Origin of the sequence: Sporofaciens musculi, assembly GCF_009830285.1 — a bacterium.
In the GTDB taxonomy this organism is placed as follows: domain Bacteria; phylum Bacillota; class Clostridia; order Lachnospirales; family Lachnospiraceae; genus Sporofaciens; species Sporofaciens musculi.
Genome location: NZ_WUQX01000001.1, coordinates 5,111,481 through 5,128,276 on the forward strand (window position 1 = coordinate 5,111,481; position 16,796 = coordinate 5,128,276).

Annotated in this window: 16 protein-coding genes; 5 read left to right on the plus strand and 11 right to left on the minus strand. The window is 47.8% G+C overall.

Features of this window, described 5'->3' with window-relative positions; translation table 11 throughout:
• Positions 1-75: 75 nt before the first annotated feature.
• The 9 genes from GN277_RS25880 to GN277_RS25920 form a co-directional block, all read right to left on the minus strand.
• The gene (locus tag GN277_RS25880) at positions 76-312 is read right to left on the minus strand and encodes a polya polymerase (RefSeq protein ID WP_159755522.1); all 237 of its coding nucleotides are present in this window, start codon (positions 310-312) and stop codon (positions 76-78) included.
• 59 nt (positions 313-371) lie between these two features.
• Complete coding sequence (locus GN277_RS25885) at positions 372-1,211, minus strand: CvfB family protein (protein ID WP_159757209.1); 840 nt, start codon at positions 1,209-1,211, stop codon at positions 372-374.
• A gap of 52 nt (positions 1,212-1,263) precedes the next feature.
• Complete coding sequence (locus GN277_RS25890; RefSeq protein ID WP_159755525.1) at positions 1,264-1,980, minus strand: acyl-[acyl-carrier-protein] thioesterase; 717 nt, start codon at positions 1,978-1,980, stop codon at positions 1,264-1,266.
• On the minus strand, positions 1,967-3,151 hold the full coding sequence (locus tag GN277_RS25895) for a cation diffusion facilitator family transporter (protein ID WP_159755528.1): 1,185 nt from the start codon (positions 3,149-3,151) through the stop codon (positions 1,967-1,969). Before GN277_RS25895 ends, GN277_RS25890 begins: the two co-directional genes overlap by 14 nt.
• A gap of 29 nt (positions 3,152-3,180) precedes the next feature.
• The gene (gene spoIIR / locus GN277_RS25900) at positions 3,181-3,792 is read right to left on the minus strand and encodes a stage II sporulation protein R (RefSeq protein ID WP_244324915.1); all 612 of its coding nucleotides are present in this window, start codon (positions 3,790-3,792) and stop codon (positions 3,181-3,183) included.
• 165 nt (positions 3,793-3,957) lie between these two features.
• On the minus strand, positions 3,958-4,629 hold the full coding sequence (locus GN277_RS25905) for a GntR family transcriptional regulator (protein WP_159755531.1): 672 nt from the start codon (positions 4,627-4,629) through the stop codon (positions 3,958-3,960).
• Positions 4,630-4,632: 3 nt separating this feature from the next.
• Positions 4,633-5,508, minus strand: a complete 876-nt coding sequence (gene ispE, locus GN277_RS25910) for a 4-(cytidine 5'-diphospho)-2-C-methyl-D-erythritol kinase (RefSeq protein ID WP_159755534.1) — start codon at positions 5,506-5,508, stop codon at positions 4,633-4,635.
• Positions 5,509-5,541: 33 nt separating this feature from the next.
• Complete coding sequence (locus GN277_RS25915) at positions 5,542-7,101, minus strand: DUF3794 and LysM peptidoglycan-binding domain-containing protein (RefSeq protein WP_159755537.1); 1,560 nt, start codon at positions 7,099-7,101, stop codon at positions 5,542-5,544.
• Between the two features lie 11 nt (positions 7,102-7,112).
• A complete protein-coding gene (locus GN277_RS25920) occupies positions 7,113-7,520 on the minus strand; it encodes a protease complex subunit PrcB family protein (RefSeq protein WP_159755540.1) in 408 nt (135 codons plus the stop codon).
• A 189-nt stretch (positions 7,521-7,709) separates the two neighbouring features.
• Here GN277_RS25920 and malQ point away from each other — a divergent pair, with 189 nt between their 5' ends.
• The 5 genes from malQ to GN277_RS25945 all read left to right on the plus strand — a co-directional run bounded on the left by malQ (position 7,710) and on the right by GN277_RS25945 (position 14,286).
• Positions 7,710-9,452, plus strand: a complete 1,743-nt coding sequence (malQ, locus tag GN277_RS25925) for a 4-alpha-glucanotransferase (RefSeq protein ID WP_159755543.1) — start codon at positions 7,710-7,712, stop codon at positions 9,450-9,452.
• Positions 9,449-10,195, plus strand: coding sequence for a lysophospholipid acyltransferase family protein (locus tag GN277_RS25930; RefSeq protein ID WP_159755546.1), 747 nt, complete (start codon positions 9,449-9,451; stop codon positions 10,193-10,195). Before malQ ends, GN277_RS25930 begins: the two co-directional genes overlap by 4 nt.
• A 123-nt stretch (positions 10,196-10,318) precedes the next feature.
• Positions 10,319-11,773 (plus strand): nicotinate phosphoribosyltransferase, encoded by a 1,455-nt coding sequence (locus tag GN277_RS25935; RefSeq protein WP_159755549.1) that lies wholly within the window; start codon positions 10,319-10,321, stop codon positions 11,771-11,773.
• Positions 11,774-11,788: 15 nt separating this feature from the next.
• The gene (locus tag GN277_RS25940) at positions 11,789-12,898 is read left to right on the plus strand and encodes a D-alanine--D-alanine ligase family protein (RefSeq protein WP_159755552.1); all 1,110 of its coding nucleotides are present in this window, start codon (positions 11,789-11,791) and stop codon (positions 12,896-12,898) included.
• Between the two features lie 14 nt (positions 12,899-12,912).
• Positions 12,913-14,286: a UDP-N-acetylmuramoyl-tripeptide--D-alanyl-D-alanine ligase gene (locus GN277_RS25945; protein WP_159755555.1), complete on the plus strand. Its 1,374-nt coding sequence runs from the start codon at positions 12,913-12,915 to the stop codon at positions 14,284-14,286.
• Positions 14,287-14,385: 99 nt separating this feature from the next.
• Here the strand turns inward: GN277_RS25945 and GN277_RS25950 are convergent, their stop codons facing one another.
• On the minus strand, positions 14,386-15,294 hold the full coding sequence (locus GN277_RS25950; protein WP_159755558.1) for a radical SAM protein: 909 nt from the start codon (positions 15,292-15,294) through the stop codon (positions 14,386-14,388).
• A 20-nt stretch (positions 15,295-15,314) separates the two neighbouring features.
• Complete coding sequence (locus GN277_RS25955; protein ID WP_159755561.1) at positions 15,315-16,667, minus strand: glycoside hydrolase family 32 protein; 1,353 nt, start codon at positions 16,665-16,667, stop codon at positions 15,315-15,317.
• Positions 16,668-16,796: the final 129 nt, after the last annotated feature.

The following is a 16,796-nucleotide window of genomic DNA, read 5'->3' on the forward strand; positions in this document are numbered from 1 at the left end:
ATCCAATTATGGGTTAGTTATTTAAAAAAAGGCATTCCCCTTTATCCTGGGAACACCTCTCCTTGCATCTGCCTGCTAGTCGCCATCCACCATGAACTTTACCAGCTTGTCTATATCTTCCTTCTCATATGCAATAATCTCTAATTCCGGAATCTCTCCGTTAGAGAAAATATTCGCCATAGATACATACTGAGACAGCTTTGACTTAAGATTCAGCCTGTCTCCCTCTCCTGTCACTAATTCTACTTTTCCTGAGCAATCGTCAATCACCGAAAAAAACTTGTCAATGTTCGTAATATTCTGCACTTTCATGACTAAAAAAGCTCCTTTCTTTTTCCTTATCTTTCCTTCATTATCTCCCCTATTATACCCTATCTTTTACGAATTTCAATAGATTTTTCACAAATTTCTATCCTTCCCTCCTTCAGAAGACGCCCCACAGCCCGCTTAAATGCGTTCTTGCTCATACCAAACTCCTTCTTAATCCGTTCCGGCTCCACCTTATCTGTAAACGGCAGCCGTCCACCGTATTCCTCCATCCGTTTCATAACTGTCTGCGCATCCTTATCCATCTGGAGAAATGCCTTCTCCCGCACGGCAAGGTCCATCTTGCCATCCTCCTTGACTCTCGTAACCCTGGCATGAATCCGGTCGCCCACCTTAAGGCTCCCGAAGGCCTCCCGTTTTGGAATCAACGCGGAATAGCAGTCGTCCACGGCAACGAACACTCCAAAATTATCGCTGGTATCGTATATAATTCCCTCTACCTGATCATCCTTCTGATAGGGCGGATCCTGGCGCAGCCGCTCATACACCTTCATCGTCCCGCAAAGCCTGCCGGACTTGTCCACATAGAGGGCAGTCAGAACCTCGTCACCCTTCTTTACCTTCGCTGTCTGTTCCCGAAACGGAAGCAGCAAGTCCTTCTCCAGCCCCCAGTCCAGAAACGCACCGATTCGTCCCACATCCACGACCTTAAGGGCGGCCAGCTCTCCAAGGGTAAGCTTCGGCTCATTGGTGGTGGCAATCAGCCGGTCCGACGAATCTTTATACAGGAATACCTCCACAAGATCCCCTGCTTCCAGTCCCCTTGGCACCTGCTTCTTTGGGAGAAGCACCTTTTCCTGGCTATTGCCCAGATAAACGCCGAACTCCACTTCCTTAACAATCATTAACCTTACTTTCTTTCCCAAATTCTCTGATAATGACATCTTCATTTTTCCTCTCTCTTGTATGAAATATAGCCAAAACTAAGTCCGGCTATCAATATAACTCCACCACAGCGTAAGCCTTTCCCGCTTTGTCGCAGAGCTCTACCACAGCCCTGTCTCCTTCATATGCCGTCTTCGGGTAAATGGTATCGCCGTACACAGCGGACTTTTTATACTCCACCCGCATCTTCTTTACTTCCATAGGCTCCTTTAGCCCCTCTAAAGCCATCTGTACATACTGACAGTTGTTCACATGCTCATTGGTATCAATGTGGTACTTGCGCACTGGAAACGGCTCTCCTTCCTGAAATCGCTCTGGAAGTTCAATCTTCCGCGACGCATACTCCATCGAAAGAGGTTCTCCCGTTCCATAGAGCTCTATCTCCCGTTTCCCTGGCCTTGTGGGTCTTCCCTTCTCCATATCCATATAAACCCACACAGAATTGGCCCATGCCGCCATCTGCTGCCCCTCATCCTCCATACAAAAGTTACGAAGCCCTAAAAGCCCGTCAAACTTCGTCGCCCAGGTGCTCACCAGCACAGGCTCGCCCATAAAAGGATAGCGCGCAATCTCCACCTGCCACGCCGACAGAATCCAAACCTTCCTTTGTTCTTCGCAGTAGGAGAGTCCGACACCCAGACTCTCCGAATGAAATATACTGCAATCCTGAAAATAATTGATAATTCCCGGCAGCGTAATCCTCCTTGTATGATCCGCCTCACTGAAGCGGATTCTGCCCTCTAATGTATATCTGTTACTCTTTTGCACTACCTATGTAACTCCTTTCTATCGTGATGACGCACTGATAACGGGAATCCGTAATCTGCAAAAGCTTTGCCAGCGTCATCTTAAGCTCATCCTGTTTCTTCTCATCATATTCATAAGGCACCTCCATGTCAAAAATCAGATTCACCTGTTCTTCCCCACTCACCATACGAAAATCATGGATAGCCACAGCCGAATCCAGCGCCTCAAGAATCCTCTCCACCTGTCCCCTTGCCTGTATGACCCGCACATCCCGCGTCTCTACAGGATCCATATGGATGACCAGAAACACGCCAAGCTCGCGAAATGCCTCCCTCTCAATCCGATCAATAATCTCATGGGACGCCTCAATCTCCACGTCATTGGGAACCTCCGCATGGATAGAAGCCATACTCCTGCCCGGACCATAATTGTGGACAATCAGGTCATGGCTTCCTAAAACACCCTCATACCCCTCCACAAAATCTGTAATTCTGGCATACTCCTTGGGCTCTACTGCCTTTCCGATAAGGGGCTCCAACGTATCCTTCGCAATCCCGACACCGGCCCACATCACCACCAGGGACACGCCAAGTCCCACGATTCCGTCAATGTTCACCCCTGTCATCCGGAAAAACAAAAGGGAGGCAATGGTGGCTGTAGTTGTAATCACGTCGCCCATAGCATCCGCGGCAGTCGCCATCATCACCTTAGAGTCAATCCGCTGTCCAAGCCTCCTATTAAAGAAGCCAAGCCACAGCTTAACCCCCACAGACAGCATCAGAACAATCACGGACACAGCCTGAAACTTTAATTCCTCAGGCTGTCGAATCTTCCCCACCGCATCCTTGAGAAATGAAAAGCCCACCTCCATAACCAGAAACGCCACAATCAGGGCCGCAATATACTCAATCCTTCCATGCCCGAAGGGGTGAGCCCTGTCTGCCGGCTTGCTCGCCATCTTCACACCCACAAGGCCAATCACAGAAGAACCTGCATCCGACAGGTTATTAAATGCATCCGCCATGACTGAGATACTGTGCAATAGATACCCTACTGCACATTTTACTACAAATAATAGAACATTGCAAAGGATGCCCACCACACTCGCCAACACTCCGTAGGCGGTCCTGACAGACACCCTCTCAATTTCTGTATGGTCTTTTACAAAACTCCTAACCAAAAATTCCGTCATGAACTTCCTCCATGTTTCTTAGAACTCTGTCACTCCTCTTTCGCACCGTCCCCAAAGAAGAACCACTTAATCTTAAAATCCGACGTTGCCGTAACCATCTCATATTCCTCCGCTGTTAAGACCTCCTTAAGCCCCTGCTTTCCCTCGTCACTGACCACAGTGCAGGCTGTGTCGGTAAAACACAGACTCGGATATAAGACGCACCACCAGTTATGCCCGCGGGCATCGCCCAGCCTAATCTTCAATGCCTCATACTCTCCCTGGGGAAAGAAAACATCCCCGTACTGCTTATCGGGAAAATAGCTGACCTCAACCTCTGCCCTGGACTGGTAAGAATATCCCTCATCCGCAACCGTCTGGTCTGCCACATCCTCCAATTCATGCAGATGTGACCTTACCCATTCCTTTGTCTCCTCAGCATCTGGCTCATCTCCAAGCTCCTGCCCCATGCTCTCCTCCATATATACAAGCACAGCATCCCGAACCTTCATCTTTACAGCCTGATCTTCTTCACTGTCACTGTTGGCGAGGACATGGAAACGCAGCACCTCTTTTGCCAGAGTCTTCTGAGTATGCTCCATCTTGGCCTCTACCCGTTCAATCCCTCTCTCTACACAGCTTCCCGTCAACAGCGCCGCCACAAAGATTCCAAAAAATCAAACAAACCACCTGCCTGATTTTGCTTCCATAATAATACTCTCTTCCCATATGCATATGTAACTACCTCCTTATAAAACAATCACTCATGTTAGTTATAAGGAGTATTGACATGTAAAACTGTCTTTATACAAAACACATAGAATTTTCTACCCTTTCTTTGTGCGGATGACGTCCATCACAGCCTCCACCTGATTGTCAATATGCTTACAGACAATTTCCGCCGCCTGTTCCTTCTCTTTATTCTCAATCCGGCGGATAATCTCTTCATGCTCCGCCAGAAGCTGCGGATACGCCTCCTGCCGTTTCAGATACTCAATACGATAACGATACATCTGCTCCCGCAGGTTATTCAGAAGCTGAATTAATTTCTGGTTATCTGTCGCCTCATATATTACATCGTGAAAACGCACGTCTGCCTCGGCAATCTGGGTGATATCACTGCTTTTAAGGGTTTTTCTAAATCCCTCCGCCGCATGCCTAAGTTCCCCAATCTGCGCGCTCTTAATCTTATCGCAGGTGAGCTTTACCGCCAACTCCTCAAGCGCCTTTCGCACCTCCAGGACATCCCTTAAGCTTTTCTCTGAAATATCTGCGACCTCCGCGCCCTTTCTGGGAATCATAAGCACAAGACCCTCAAGCTCAAGCTTGCGGATTGCCTCCCTAATCGGCGTGCGGCTCACCCCCAGCTTATTTGCAAGCTGAATCTCCATCAGCCTCTCTCCTGGCTTAAGCTCGCCCCGCAGGATTGCCTGACGCAGCGTATTAAAGACCACGTCTCTTAGCGGTAGATATTCACTCATATTGACCTTAAGCTCCATCCCTTATCTCCTCCTCGTATTGTGTACGCCGGTAACGTATGTCTGTCTGGCAAGCTGCATCTCCCGAATTTTAAACGCTGCCTTCTTCGCCTTCTTTTTATCGTCAAACAACCCGAAAACCGTTGGACCGCTGCCGCTCATCATCGCATTTAAGGCCCCCTGCTTCTTCATGACCTCCTTAATCTCGTTAATCACAGGATAGGCCTCTACAGTAACCTTCTCCAGCACATTTCCCATACAGGCAGCCACCGAAAGCAAATCCCGCCCTTTCAGTCCCTCGATAATCCCGTCAATGTCTGGATGCTTTGCAATCTCATGGGAATCCAGCTTCTCGTACACCATCTTCGTCGAAACACTGATGGAGGGCTTCGCCAGCAGTACAAAACATCTGGGCATAGGAGGAAGGGGGGTCAGCTTCTCCCCAATCCCTTCCGCCAGCACTGTCCCCCTCATGATGCAGTAAGGTACGTCCGCCCCCAAGGACACGCCTCTTTCCATCAATTCCTTTTGGGATAGTCCCAGTGAAAACATACGATTCATCCCAAACAGAACCGCCGCTGCGTTAGAGCTGCCGCCTGCCATTCCTGCCGCCACAGGGATATGCTTATCCAGTATAATCTTTATGCCCTCCTGTATTCCAAATTCCTTCATCAGAAGCTCTGCCGCCCGATAAGCCAGATTATTCTCATTTACGGGAAGATAAAACAGATTCGTGCTAAGCCGGATTCCAGGCTCCTTTGTCTTCACCATCCAGATCTGGTCATAAAGGTAGACCGTCTGCATCACCATACGCACGTCATGATATCCATTCTCCCGCTTCCCCAATACGTCCAGGCCCAGATTAATCTTCCCAAGTGCTTTTAATTCTAATTTATCCATAGATGTTCTCCTTGTATCCTGTATACAGTGTACCTATAGTATACTCATATTTTCCTTAAAAATCAATATCCTGTCGCCTGCTTTTATTTCTTCTGAAGGCAATTCATTCACCTCCATAATCCCTTCTACCGTTGTATTATACTTTTTCGCAAGATCCCACAGAATATCTCCGTCCCTGACGATATAGCCCGTAATGCCTGGGCGTCTCTCCATTTCTTCCATATCAAAGGGGGTAAACTCTATCTCCCTGATATTCCGAATACATACCGGCTCCTTTAAGAAGCTATGAAATGCCAGAACCGCCTTAATCTCAATCTCATCCGTCCCCAGAAGTCCGATTGATAACTGCTCTACCGCATAGGTCAGGCCGTAGGTCATATTTGCCGCCGTCTCGTTGCTCTCTAGCAGATAGGAAAACGGAACCATTCCCTGCCAGGTATCGAACGGGATTGCATCATCTGCCTTGACATACAGAAAACTGATGTGCAGCACGCCTTCAATCTGGATGCCTCCCTCTGCCGCCTCGGTATGCTCCACCTGTATCCTTGCGCTGCTATGGCAAATCTGCAGGATATCGTCCTTAATCTCCGGCAATGATAACTGCTCCGTAACCTTGCATTTGGAGTGATTCTGCATAAGCAGGCGTTCCAACTGCTCCTCCATAATTTTCGGCATACAGCTCTGCTCCAATGAATATGCATCCGCAAGAATCTCAAGCCGTTCCTCCTCGTAAACTATCAGACGTACTTCCAACGTCGCCTCCACCCCGATTAGGCGCATTTCACCGTCCTCATCCATCCTCACGTCGATATTCACATCCACAAGCTCAGGATAGATTTGATGATACATCTTATCCTGAGCCCCATAGCACTCGATGCGCCCCTCGTAGGGAACCGTCTGCTCAATCCAGTCTGTTTTGCCGTCCAGGGACTCATAGAAGCAGAACAACAGCAGTTCTCCCTGTATTCTCAACTCATCCGCCTCCAGACGGGTATCCAGCTTCCGGCTCGTCACCTCTGTCCAGAGCAGAGTTCCAATGTTCTCCTTTGTACCGCCTATGGACACCTCCTCCTTAATCCGGTATGTATCCTTCATCGCAGCAAAAACTTTCAGAAATTCTTTGCTCTCGAACCTCTTGTACAAAGACTGCCCGCACTCAATATCTGTCGTAAGCTCTGTCTCATGTTTTCCCTCTGAGCACACATTAAGCTCAGCCAGCGTCTTAATGCTAAGCTTCCTGGAATGAATTGCCGTGACCGTCAAATCTACGCTTGAAGACTGGACAAACAGATTTCCTACAGGCTCCTGCTCAATATAAATCATTTCCTCAAAGGGAATTCTCCCCTCCAGGCAGGAAAGCCTCGTCTCCCCCTCGTCCGTCACGTACAGCACCTTAAAATTCAGTTTTCCCGATACCCTTATGTAGTTCTCCACTACCTTCATATCCTCAACGGTCAGCGTTCCTTCTCCCAAGATTACTTTCTTGACGTCACTTTTCACGTCTGGTACATTGTAATCATCGTCAATGTAAAACTGGTCGGTAATCCTGTTTCCTGTCCTGTAAGTCTGCATTTGTCTGGTTACATATTCCATATCTGGGCCTCCTACTCAAATTCAATCTGTTTATCCGTATACTCCATTTTTATTACCACATAGGGGTAGGTTTTCTTCTTCAGAATCTTCTCCTCTTTTTTCGGTCCTAAGAGACTGGTCCCAATCCGTATCTCCTGCTCCGTCTCGAAACACTGGTCTACCGTTATGCTGTATCCGCTGGTCTCCTTTACCCCATAGCCTCTGGCGACATAGAGATATCCCTTGTCACCGTAACTAAGCTTCATCTGTCCTTCTTTCCCTTCCTCAATCTGAGCCATAAATTCATCGGGAACGTCTTCCTGGTCAACCACGGTAAACTCGATATTTCTTATTTTCTTATGATCCGTCTTTCCTGCTGCACATGCCGTCAATATCAGGATACAGAGCGGCAGAGCCAGAAATATGTAGTATCTTTTCATAAGGACCTCTTGTCAAGTTACTTTTCACCCTGTACAAAGGACTTGCGGGGTATTGTCAGTCACAAAGCGCAAAGTATCTTCTCACAATATATTCTCTCTATATCATACACACCAACTCTAGGAAAAATTCCAATTTTGTAGTATAATTGGTTTTATTAGTGACTATGAAAATGAATGAAGGAGATTATTATGAAAAATAATGAGAGACTTTCTGGGATTCTGCTGCATCCAACATCCCTCCCTTCCCCTTACGGAATTGGAGACTTGGGTGAGACAGCCTACAGATTTGTGGATTTTTTGGTAAAGGCAGAACAGCATCTATGGCAGATCCTTCCCCTGACACACACAGGCTACGGTGACTCTCCGTATCAAAGTTTTTCCGCTTATGCAGGGCAGCCGCTTCTTATAAGTCCGGCACACTTGATGGAGCTTGGGCTGGTAACTGCCGCCGACCTTTTAAACGTTCCGTCCAGCGATCCAGAATCGGTTGATTACGGCTCCATCATCCCTTGGAAGCAGTCTGTATTTAAGAAGGCTTACACACATTTTATGGATGCAGGCCCGAAGCTGCTTTCGCTTCACACAGAGTTCTCAGATTTTATACAGGAGGAGCAAGCATGGCTTGACGATTACGCTCTGTTCATGGCATGCAAATCCGCAAATAATGGGGTAAGCTGGCTTGACTGGGAGGACAAATACCGAAGGCCCACCCCTGAGTTTAAGCAAAAGCTTTGCAGCGCATTAAAGGAACAGATTGGTTTCTATCAGTTCCTACAGTTTATCTTCTATAAAGAATGGCTTGCACTGAAAGACTACGCAAATAGCCGTGGAGTAAAGATTATTGGAGATATCCCCATCTTTGTATCCATGGACAGTGCAGACGTGTGGGCGAACCAGCACTTGTTCCAGTTGGATACCAAAGGCTACCCTCTGAAGGTTGCCGGTGTTCCTCCGGATTATTTTTCAGCTACCGGACAGTTGTGGGGGAATCCTTTGTATGATTGGGAGGCTCATGAGAAGGAAGGCTTTTCATGGTGGATTTCACGCATCCAACACCAGCTTAAGTCCCTTGATATCCTGCGAATCGACCACTTCCGCGGCTTCGAGTCCTACTGGTCTATTCCGTATGGTGAGAAGACTGCCATCAATGGAAAATGGGTTCCCGCGCCCGGATATGAATTGTTCCGTGCGATTCAAAAGGCCCTGGGCGACGACCTTCCTATTATCGCAGAAGACCTGGGAATCATCACACCTGAGGTGGATGCGCTGCGAAGGGAATTCCGTTTCCCTGGAATGAAGGTATTGCAGTTTGCTTTCGATAACATGGGTGAGAATGATTACCTGCCTTACCGTTTTACCACTCCAGACTGCGTCTGCTATACAGGCACTCACGACAACGATACAACCCTTGGCTGGTATCGGACTCTTAGCTCAGACTGCCAGCGCCGAATCCGTCGGTATACCCGCTGTACGGACGATGAGACAAGAATTGGGCGGGAACTGATTGCCGCTGCACTTGGCAGCATCGCAGGATATGTGATTTTCCCCCTTCAGGATGTGCTTGGCTACGATTCTTCGGCAAGGATGAACACTCCCGGAACCGCTTCCGGCAACTGGAGTTGGCGTTTCACAGAAGGCGCCCTTCGGGATGAGCTGGCTTTTGCACTACGGGAAGATACGATTTTATATGGAAGATATCATATGCCAGCCCAACAGACTGACAATGAACCGGATACAAATGATGAGCTTCTAAAAGAGCATGAGGCAGAGGCAGACGCCGAAAATCAACTGGCAGACCTTGAGGCAGACATAGAAAATACACTGACAGACCTTGAGACTGTCGCAGAAGATCAACTGACAGACCTTGAGACCGTCGCAGAAAATCCGCTGGCAGCGAAGAATCATGTCCAGACAGGAGGACCCAATAGATGATCAGGTTTATTTTATTAGTCCTATTCCTCTTTTCGTTCCTGCTTTTCGGAATCCCAATGCTAATCATTGAATGGGCGCTTAGCAAATGCATAAAGAATTTTAACAAAGAGGCAAGCGACTACCGCAGTCTGCGGGTGGTTCAATGGGCGTTTCGGGGCCTTTTGTGGATTACCGGAGTGGAGGTGACCGTAATCGGTGAAGAAAACGTACCGGATGAACCCGTCCTCTTTATTGCTAACCACAGAAGCTATTTTGATATCCTGCTGACCTATTCCCGCTGTAAGCGGTTGACCGGATATGTGGCCAAAAAGGAGATGCTGCGCTACCCCATCCTTCGTGACTGGATGAAACGACTGTACTGTCTCTTTTTGGACCGCGATAATCCCAAGGAGGGCTTAAAAAGTATACTGGAAGCAATCGATCACGTAAAAAGGGGGATCTCCATCTGCATTTTTCCGGAGGGAACCCGAAACGACGGCGAAGAACTTAGTATGCTCCCCTTTCACAGCGGCTCCTTTAAGATTGCGGAAAAATCCGGATGTGCTATTGTGCCAATCAGCCTGAACAACACTCACACCATGTTTGAGCAGCACATCCCAAGAATAGAAAAGACCCATGTTGTAATTGAATACGGCAAACCCATTTATCCAAAGGAGCTGGATAAGGAAACCCGCAAGCGAATCGCACCATATTGCCAGGAGATTATCCAGGAAACCATTAACCGTAATCAGGCGTTAGTGTAATTGACCCCTTTATCAAAAGATTCAGCATTTTACATTTAGTCATACAAGTGCTATAATAGAACAAATTCTATTCACATGCGGTTTGGAACACCGCTTAACAACCAAAGGAGCAAAAGCAGAGAGATGAACAGACAAGATTTAACTTTGCTGACGGACCTGTACGAATTGACCATGATGCAGGGGTATTATGCGAAGGGCCAGCATGAAAAGGTTATATTCGACGTATTTTTCCGGCAGAATCCGTGTAAGAACGGATACTCGGTCTGCGCAGGACTTGAACAGGTCATCCAGTATATCAAGAACCTAAATTTTACCTATGAGGACGTGGACTATCTGAGGGGACTTGGCATATTCAGCGAAGATTTTCTACAGTATTTGAGCGGTTTTCATTTTAGCGGCGATATTTATGCCATTCCGGAGGGAACAGTGGTATTCCCTAAGGAGCCTTTATTGAAAGTAATTGCCCCCATCATGGAGGCGCAGCTTGTGGAGACTGCAATCCTAAACATCATTAACCACCAGTCGCTTATTGCAACCAAGACGTCGCGTATCGTATTTGCTGCCTCCGGAGACGGAATCATGGAGTTTGGACTGAGGCGGGCACAAGGGCCGGACGCGGGCTTATACGGCGCCCGCGCGGCAATCATTGGAGGCTGCGTAGGGACTTCCAACGTTCTGGCAGGACGTCTCTTTGACGTCCCTGTAATGGGGACTCATGCCCATAGTTGGATTATGAGCTTTCCGGATGAATACACGGCATTTAAGACCTATGCTCAGATGTATCCGGACAACTGTACTCTTCTTGTGGACACCTACGACACTTTAAAGTCCGGAGTTCCTAACGCAATCCGTGTATTCCAGGAATTCCGTGACTCAGGGAGGACATTTAAAAAATATGGAATCCGCCTGGACAGCGGTGATCTTGCCTATCTGTCTAAGGAGGCCAGGAAGATGCTGGATGCCGCCGGTTTTTTGGATGCGTCCATCTGCGCATCTAATGACCTGGATGAATATCTCCTGCATGACTTAAAGATGCAGGGCGCTGCCATCGACTCCTGGGGAGTGGGAACGAATCTTATTACCTCCAAGGACAATCCGTCCTTCGGTGGTGTTTACAAACTCGCAGCCATCCAGAACAAGGAGGGTACTTTCGTCCCCAAGATAAAAATTTCTGAAAACACAGAGAAAATTACAAATCCTGGTAACAAAACCATTTTCAGAATCTATGATAAAACAACAGGAAAGGTAAAGGCAGACCTCATCTCCTTTGCAGACGAGACTTTTGATACGAATGAGGATATGCTTCTGTTTGACCCCATCGAGACATGGAAAAAGACAAAGCTTACAGGCGGGTCTTATACCATGCGCGAGATTCTTGTACCTGTCTTCAAAAATGGAGAATGTATTTACAAGTCTCCTTCTGTGACCGAGATTGCAGACTATTGCAGACAGGAGAAGAAGACGCTGTGGGATGAGACGAAGCGTCTGTTCTATCCTCACCAGGTCTATGTAGACCTATCGCCAAAACTTTACGAAGTGAAGAAGGCTCTGCTGAATCAGATGAGCATTACCGAATAAAAGGAGATATTTTCTATGAAGATAATTGTATTAGCAGGCGGACTAAGTCCAGAACGTGACGTATCCCTGACCTCCGGCGCCGGAATCTGTAGGACTCTGCGTGAAAAAGGGCATCAGGCATTTTTGATGGATGTATTTTTCGGGTATCCCTATGACGCCGATAAACTTGAGGAAGTGTTCGACCTTCCAGGTTATGGGCTTGAGATTGCAGATGGCATTAAGACCACAGCCCCAGACCTAAAGGCGCTTCAAAAGTCCCGTCCGGACCAGTCTGACAGCCTGATTGGTCCCAATGTAATTGAGCTCTGCCAGATGGCGGACATTACTTTCATGGGGCTTCACGGCTCGATTGGGGAGGACGGTAAACTGCAGGCTACTTTTGACGTTCTTGGCATCCGCTATACCGGCCCCAACGCCCTTGGCTGCTCCCTGTCCATGAATAAACTTGTGGCAAAGCAGATTTTCAAGATGTCCGGCGTACCCACGCCAAGAGGCACCTCCCTTACGAGAAAGACCAAGGATACGCCCCTTTCAGAGCTGGGCTACTATCTGCCACTTGTCATCAAGCCATGCGCCAGCGGCTCAAGTATTGGAGTCTATATCGTACATACGGAAGACGAATACAAGGATGCCATACATAAATCTTTTGACATTGACAGGGAAGATGAAGTTGTGATTGAACCCTATATCAAGGGACGTGAATTTGCCTGCGGCATTATTGCAGGAAAAGCGCTTCCTCTGGTGGAGATTATTCCAAAGAATGACTTTTTCAACTATGAAAATAAATACCAGGACGGCGGCGCTCAGGAAATCTGTCCTCCTAAGTCTATTGATACAATGACTCAGCAGAAGATTCAGCGTGCAGGAGAGGCGGCTTTTGAGGCCCTTCGGATGGATGTTTACTCACGAGCTGATTTTATCGTTGACGATGAGGACAATAGCTTCTACTGTTTGGAGGTCAATGCCCTGCCCGGAATGACTCCGGCAAGTCTGCTTCCAAAAGCGGCGAAAGCTGACGGACTGGAATATGACGCCCTGTGCGAACGGATTATTGAGGAGTCTTTGTTGTCACGATACGGCAAGGCCCACATTACGGAATATAAAAATGAAAATACAGAGGCCTAAGGAGGCGTTATCATATGAAAAACCTTACGCTTGAAAATATTACAAAAGCCTGTCAGGGAATTTATCACGGGGATGAAAGTCTCTATGGCAGGGAAGTAGAGGGAGTCGTGATTGACAGCCGGAAGGTAAAGCCCAACTATCTTTTTGTGGCCATCGACGGGGTCAAGGTCAACGCCCACAAATTTATCCCTGATACAATCAAAGCCGGCGCCCTCTGCGTGGTTTCCCATGAGGACCTGGGCGAAACGGATTTTCCTTACATCCTTGTGGAATCCACGGGACAGGCGCTGCTGGACATCGCAAAGCTGTATCGTGATTCATTTGATATCAAGGTGGTAGGCATTACAGGCAGCGCTGGAAAGACGAGCACCAAGGAAATGATTGCCTCTGTTGCCGCACAGAAATACTGCGTCCATAAGACTCTGGGGAATTTCAACAATGAGTGGGGGCTTCCCATCACTATTTTCGGACTGGAGGAAGGACATCAGGTGGCAGTTCTTGAGATGGGCGTCAATCATTTTGGAGAAATGCGCCGTCTTTCTTCTGTGGCAAGTCCAGATATCTGCGTGATTACCAATATTGGTGTGGCTCATCTGGAATTTTTTAAGACGCGGGAGGGAATTTTCCGCGAAAAGACACAGATGATTCAGGATATGAAGAACGGCGGCACTATTATTTTAAACGGAGACGACGACCTCCTGTCACAGACTGCTCCCATTAAAGGGGTAAGTCCGATTTTCTTTGGCATGGGGAATGAGAATTCTTTTTATGCCGACCATATTAAGCCGCTGGGTCTTAAGGGAACTGCATGTACCATCTATCTTCCGGATGATACTTCCTTTGAGTGTGTTGTTCCTCTGCCTGGAATCCATATGGTTTCCAATGCCCTTGCAGGCGCGGCCGTAGGCTGTACTCTTGGTCTTACACCAGAGGAGATTAAGGCAGGGATTGAAGGACTTCCTTCCATTGCAGGACGCAACAATATAATTAAGACTGACCGGCTGATTATTCTGGATGACTGTTATAACGCGAATCCAGTATCCATGAAGGCTTCGATTGATGTACTGGATATGGCGATCGGGCGCAAGGTTGCTGTTCTTGGCGATATGGGGGAGCTGGGCGAGCATACAGGCGAATTACACAAGGAAGTCGGTGAGTACGCCGCAAAGAAGGGGATTGACCTTGTATGCGGAATCGGGCCGATTTCCAAAGAGCTGGTAGAGGGAGCGGCAAGGGGCGGCGACGCCACAAAAGGGGTCTGGTTTGAGACAAAGGCTGACTTCCTGGCCGCTATGGGCACCCTTTTGAAAAAGGGGGATAATATCCTTGTCAAAGCCTCCCATGGGATGCAGTTTACGGAGATTGTAGAGGCCCTTCAGGCGATATAGAAAAATGTAATACTGGCAGGCGGATTTCCTTATGGGACTGTCCACTTGCCAGTATTTTTTGCTTCGTTGATGGTCGGGCCGCCAAACAAGCGGCTTCTCCTACACTCCCTCTCCATCAAACTCCGGTATAAAGCTCTGGCGCGCTGCTTTCCCCTCCTGTATATAGCCACATTCCACTCCAAGCTCTAGGGCATAGTCCACAACCTTCTCATACTCTCTTTTCGTCACCCTCCGACCAAGAAGGGCATGATTTTCTACCTGGGACATAGGTGTATACTGATTCATAATGCTAATCAGAATACGGTTCCCATAAGTATTGTACAGATACCGGATTACTTCTTTAGAATTCTTAACATGCCCCGGCATCACCAGATGACGTACAACCACTCCTCTTTGCAGCAGTCCCGTCGTCTCGTCCATCTTGAATTCTCCTGTCTGGGACACCATTTCTTCCAACGCCTGCTTTGCATACACCGGATAATCCGGCGCCTGTGAATACTCCCCAGCAAGCCTCTCATCCATATATTTAAAATCCGGCAGATAGATATCTACATAGCCCTTCAGCATCCGCAGCGTATCCACCCTCTCATACCCGCTGGTATTATACACAATCGGAATATTCAGGCCCTGCCCTTTCGCCAGATTAAGCGCCTCTATGATCTGGGGTACGTAATGAGTGGGCGTCACAAGGTTAATATTGTTAGCCCCCTGACCCTGCAATTCGAGAAAAATCTCTGACAGCCTTCCCACAGAAATCACTTTTCCTGCTTTTGCCTGGGAAATATTGTGATTCTGGCAGAAAATACAGCCCAGATTACAACCGGAAAAAAATACTGTGCCTGAACCAGCCTTACCAGAAATACATTCCTCCTCCCACATATGCAGAGCTGCTCTTGCAGCCACAAGCTCTGCGGTCTCCCTGCAGTATCCAATACGCCCTGCCAGACGATTGGCATGGCACATTCTTGGACACAAAACACAGTCAGCCATACAGGTCATCTTCTTCATCCGACACCTCCCAGATACGCTCATTCACCCACATACACATGGTCTACCCTTCCCTTGACTTCATCTCCCAATCCATACACCACATGGCTTAGCACATACTGGCCCTCATTAATGAATACTTCCAGCAGATTACCGTCCACAAATATATCCAGCTCGCATCTGCCTCCAAGCTTCGGCGTGCTTCCTGTCAGACGATACCCTCGAAGTTTGCCGTACACCTTGCTTCTGTCTGCCCTGACGGTATCCTCCCATAGCCAGAGGCGATAACCGCCGATATCCAGACTCTCCCCTTCTTTAAGCCTCGCCCTTAGACGGTATGGCACAGCGCGGCCATTCTCCCTGGGAATACTGATCCTGCCGTCATTTAACTCCTCTTTTGGAATCTCCCTCTCAAAATATCGGTCAACCTCTGGATGTATCCGAAAATAAATCTGTCCCTCCACAACCTCCACCACTCTCGGCAGACACATCATACCGTTCCATGGTTTCTCCCCGCCATTCTCCACGGCTTTTGGCATCCGCATCCACCCAATCATCACCCGTCTGCCTTCTTTATCAACATTGGTCTGAGGTGCATACAAATCCATTCCGTAATCAACCAGCCTGCTCTCCCCTATCAGGCACATATCACACGTAACCGTTGAAAACTGTGCCAATCCACAGACTGCGTAATGGGCATACTCCAATCCGTCTTGCGCTGCATACATGGGCGAACCCATAAAAACATAACTGCCGTTCACTTGAAAGATATCCGGACACTCCAGAATCTTCCCGAACTGCTCGCTTTGATATTGGTTTGCATATTCCCAGTTTTTCGCGTCCCTGCTCCGAAAGAATAACACACGCCCTTCCTGTTCTTCATAAGTACTTCCAAGGGCCATATAATAACAGTCTTTGTCCTGCCACACCTTAGGGTCCCTTGTATGGGTCCGGTTTGCAATCTTCTCATCCATAATAACCGGAATAATCTTCTTCTTATCCTTCCAGTTGTCAAACCTATCCCCATCCTTTGACACAATCATAGTCTGGCACGTCTCATATCGGTCCTTATACGCAGTATGAATATTCTCCTCATCTGTCTCCAGATATCTCACCCCTGAATAATACAGGTATAACTTTCCATCCTTCTCAATGGCGCTTCCGGAAAACACTCCATTTTGGTCATACGCCTTTGTGGGGAAAAGCGCAATCCCCAGATGCTCCCAATGAATTAGGTCTTCACTCACAGCATGACCCCAGTGCATGGTTCCCCATACCGGCGCATATGGAAAATACTGATAAAACAAGTGATATTTTCCTTTAAAGTAAATAAATCCATTGGGATCATTTATCCAGTTTCCCGGAGCCTTCAAATGTAATATATCTTTTTTCATATAAAACACACCCTCTTCTATAAATTATCCCGCCTATGGGTTACCGTCAGATTCCGAAATCATTTTTTACGATATTATTATACTCTTTCTTTTTCCGTCCTACAAGATATGCTCCCGCCTCATCTTCTT